Origin of the sequence: Dokdonella sp. (assembly GCF_049593775.1) — a bacterium.
In the GTDB taxonomy this organism is placed as follows: Bacteria; Pseudomonadota; Gammaproteobacteria; order Xanthomonadales; family Rhodanobacteraceae; genus Dokdonella.
The window spans coordinates 1-3,573 of the sequence record NZ_JBAWHJ010000170.1 but is presented as its reverse complement, the minus strand read 5'-3'; the positions used below and the strand labels follow the sequence as shown (position 1 = coordinate 3,573).

Annotated in this window: 3 protein-coding genes and 1 tRNA gene; all 4 read right to left on the bottom strand. The window is 59.3% G+C overall.

Annotated features, from left to right (window positions below; all coding sequences use genetic code 11):
• Positions 1-309: 309 nt before the first annotated feature.
• The 4 genes from WBP53_RS05945 to pheT all read right to left on the bottom strand — a co-directional run bounded on the left by WBP53_RS05945 (position 310) and on the right by pheT (position 3,515).
• A tRNA-Pro gene (locus WBP53_RS05945) sits at positions 310-386 on the bottom strand.
• Between the two features lie 112 nt (positions 387-498).
• Positions 499-855, bottom strand: coding sequence for a MerR family transcriptional regulator (locus tag WBP53_RS05940; protein ID WP_423926910.1), 357 nt, complete (start codon positions 853-855; stop codon positions 499-501).
• Complete coding sequence (gene ihfA, locus WBP53_RS05935; protein WP_423926908.1) at positions 833-1,135, bottom strand: integration host factor subunit alpha; 303 nt, start codon at positions 1,133-1,135, stop codon at positions 833-835. The genes WBP53_RS05940 and ihfA overlap by 23 nt, the downstream gene beginning before the upstream one ends.
• A 1-nt stretch (position 1,136) precedes the next feature.
• Positions 1,137-3,515 carry a phenylalanine--tRNA ligase subunit beta gene (gene pheT / locus WBP53_RS05930; protein WP_423926906.1) on the bottom strand — a complete coding sequence of 793 codons (2,379 nt, stop codon included), beginning with the start codon at positions 3,513-3,515 and terminating at the stop codon, positions 1,137-1,139.
• Positions 3,516-3,573: the final 58 nt, after the last annotated feature.

Here is a 3,573-nt window from a genome sequence, read left to right as displayed (position 1 = left end):
CTACAATCACGAACGACCAAACACGGCCATCGGCGGCATCACCCCAATGCAAAAGCTCGCCATGGCCGCATAGCTCCACTTCCGAAGTCTGTTAGAAATGGGGGGATTACCGGAGTGCCGCTGCCCGAGACGCGCCAGATCGGTCGCAACGCACGATCCCGAAGAGATGCCGGCAAACAGGCCCATCGCGGAACGAACCCGTATCCGGATAAGGGTTCGGATCAGCACTGTCCGCTTGATTGATATCCTGGAGAACTGCGCAGGCCCGCTCATTGGAGTGGCCACGGCGGGTGTCAGCTTGTCCGTATATGGTCGGGGCGGCGGGATTCGAACCCACGACCCCCTGCCCCCCAGGCAGGTGCGCTACCAGGCTGCGCTACGCCCCGACGAAGACGGATCAAATGTTGCGAGGGGCGCGGATTGTAGCAGGCTTGCACCCGATCCTGGACCCACGCTGGCCCGAATATTCAACGATGTTGCAAGTAATGCTCGAGTGGATCAGCGACGAAGGATTTGCAGGACTTCTTCAAGCTCCATGCGCACCTGACGGACGATCTGTCCGGACATGCTCACTTCCATGCGCGCCTCAGGCCCTTCCAGACGCTGTCTGGCACCCGTGATCGTGAAACCCTGATCGTAAAGCAGCGACCGGATCTGGCGAATCATGAGTACATCATGACGCTGGTAGTAACGCCGGTTTCCCCGACGCTTCACCGGCTTCAAGTTGGGAAATTCCTGCTCCCAGTAGCGAAGAACATGCGGCTTCACCCCACAAAGCTCGCTGACTTCACCGATGGCGAAGTAGCGCTTTGCCGGGATCGCCGGTAGTTCGCTATTGCTCCCCTGATCCAGCATAGGCTTCTACTCGGACCTTCAGCTTTTGCCCCGGCCGGAACGTCACCACTCGCCTGGCAGAGATCGGAATCTCTTCGCCGGTTTTTGGGTTACGTCCGGGACGTTCATTCTTCAAGCGCAAATCAAAATTGCCGAAACCTGACAACTTGACCTGCTCTCCCCTTTCAAGCGCATCACGGATGGATTCAAAGAACGCGTCGACGAATTCCTTCGCCTCACGTTTGTTCAATCCCACGTCTATGAATAGACGTTCCGCCATTTCAGCCTTCGTCAGCGCCATCCTACCCTCGCAACTTCGCGTTGTAACCAGTCGCCAGAGCGGAGACCGCCAGATCGACGCACTGATCCGCGTCCTGATCTGTAAGGGTGCGTGAACGGTCCTGTAAAATCAAGCCCATAGCGAGACTTCTGTCACCATTTCCGAGATTGGCGCCTGCGTACTGGTCGAACAGAACCAGATCCACCAGCCTGTCTGCCAATGCGGCCCGCACACTGGCCTCAATCTCCGCGAAAGGAACGCTGTCGGAAATCACCACGGCGATATCTCGCCTCAGCGATGGAAATCTCGACAACGGCCGCGCCAAAGGCACGCCGCGTCTGGCAAATCCGTCGAGCTGAAGTTCGAAAACATAGACATCGTCATCAAGGTCGAGCTTTTTCTGCAAGCGCGGATCGAGCGCACCGATGAACCCGACCGGGGATTCGTTTCGCCAGATCGTCGCCGAGCGACCTGGATGCAGGCTGGCCGGTCCTCCTGCCCTGAACTGAAACGCAGCGGCGTCAACTCCGACCAGATGGAACAGGGACTCGACGTCACCCTTGATGTCGTAGAAATCGAGCTTTCGGCGTGGCTCGCTCCATTGCTCCTGAAATGCCTCGCCAATGGCCACGCCAGCGATACGCTCGATTTCTGTCGGCGCGTCTTTCCCGGCGTGGTAGCTGCGCCCGGCTTCAAACAGGCGTACGCGAAGCTGCTGGCGCTTGCGGTTGCGATCGAGAGCGGTCACCAGACCCGGCAGCAGGCTCGTGCGCATGACAGCCAACTCCGCCGATAACGGGTTCTGCAGTGAAACTGCCTCATCGTCCATGCCCCATGCCTGCAGGAGCCCTGCATCCACGAACGCAAAATTGATTGCCTCGACATAGCCGCGACTGGCCAGCTGCTCACGAACTACCGATAGCGTGACTTTGTCTTCAGGGATCGCCGCAGGGGTGATCTCGCCACGCGGCGCCTGTGTCGGGATTTTTTCGTACCCATGAATTCGGGCGACTTCCTCGATCAGGTCTTCTTCGATGGCAAGATCGAACCTTGCCGAAGGCGGAACTGCCGTCCATCCCTGCTCGGTCAGCGCAACCTCCATACCGAGCGACTCGAGAATTCTGCCTACTTCGGAGTCCGCAACGTCGATACCGAGAATCCGGCTCAACCGTTCGCGACGCAGGCCAATTTTCTTGCGTACCGGCAGGTGCTCGCTGGACGACTCCTCGAGCACCGGTCCCGGTGATCCTCCCGCAATTTCCAACAACAAGGCGGTCGCCCGCTCGATCGCCTGGCGAGGCAATTGCGCATCGACTCCGCGCTCGAATCTATGCGATGCATCGGTATGCATGCCGAGACGGCGCGCGCGCCCGCTGATGCAGGCAGGAGTGAAGTGCGCAGCCTCCAGAAATATGTCCAGCGTCGCATCGGTCACGCGCGTTTCATGACCGCCCATGATGCCGGCCAGTGCGATTGCCTTGACCTGATCGGCAATGACCAGGAAGTTTTCATCCAGTTCTACGGTGCGTTCGTCGAGAAGCTTGAGTGTTTCGCCCTTGCTGGCTCGACGCACGACGACGGATGCATTCAGGGTCGCGGCATCAAACGCATGCATGGGTTGGCCGCTCTCGATCATCACGTAAGCGGTGATGTCCACCACGACACTGATCGGTCGAATTCCCGAGCGTCGAAGACGATCTTTCAGCCATTGCGGCGACGCTGCCTTCGCATCGACACCACGCACGATACGACCACAATAGCGCGGACAGTCCAGCGGCGATTGCAGGAGGATCTTGATCGACTCGTCTATCCGGGCCGGCTGTGCAGCAACTGCCAGCGGGCGTGCGGGAACACCAAACTCTGCGGCGATCTCACGCGCCAGCCCGTTCATGCCGAGGCAATCAGCACGATTCGGCGTCAAGCCCAACTCGATGGCCGCATCCGGCAATCCCAACGTCTCTGCCAGCGCCTTGCCTACAGGCGCATCAGCCGCCAGTTCGAACAGACCATCGGCATCAGAGTCGAATCCGAGCTCTCGGCCCGAACAAAGCATGCCGTTCGATTCAACTCCGCGCAGCTTGGCCGTCTTGATCGTAATGTTGCCGACCCGGGTACCCACGGTAGCCAGCGGCGCCTTGAGTCCGACTCGAGCATTCGGCGCACCGCATACGATCTGCAGCGGTTCGGCCAATCCGGCTTCCACCGTGCAGACACGAAGCTTGTCCGCATCCGGGTGTTTTTCCGCGGCAACGATCTCGCCGACGATCACCCCGTCAAGATTGGCACCGAGAACGTCGACATCCTCGACTTCCAGACCACTCATGGTCAACCGCTGGACAAGCTCATTCCTCCCAACGGGAATGTCGACAAGTTCGCGTAACCAGTTTTCGCTGAATTTCATGGGTTGGAAGCCGGGATTGGGGAGTCGGGAGTCGGGATTGGTTGGAGCGGGGCTGGCC

Excerpts from the sequence above, each read along its gene's own strand:
- WBP53_RS05940 (WP_423926910.1), bottom strand. The coding sequence starts at position 855 with ATGCTGGATCAGGGGAGCAATAGCGAACTACCGGCGATCCCGGCAAAG.
- ihfA (WP_423926908.1), bottom strand. The coding sequence starts at position 1,135 with ATGGCGCTGACGAAGGCTGAAATGGCGGAACGTCTATTCATAGACGTG.
- pheT (WP_423926906.1), bottom strand. The coding sequence starts at position 3,515 with ATGAAATTCAGCGAAAACTGGTTACGCGAACTTGTCGACATTCCCGTT.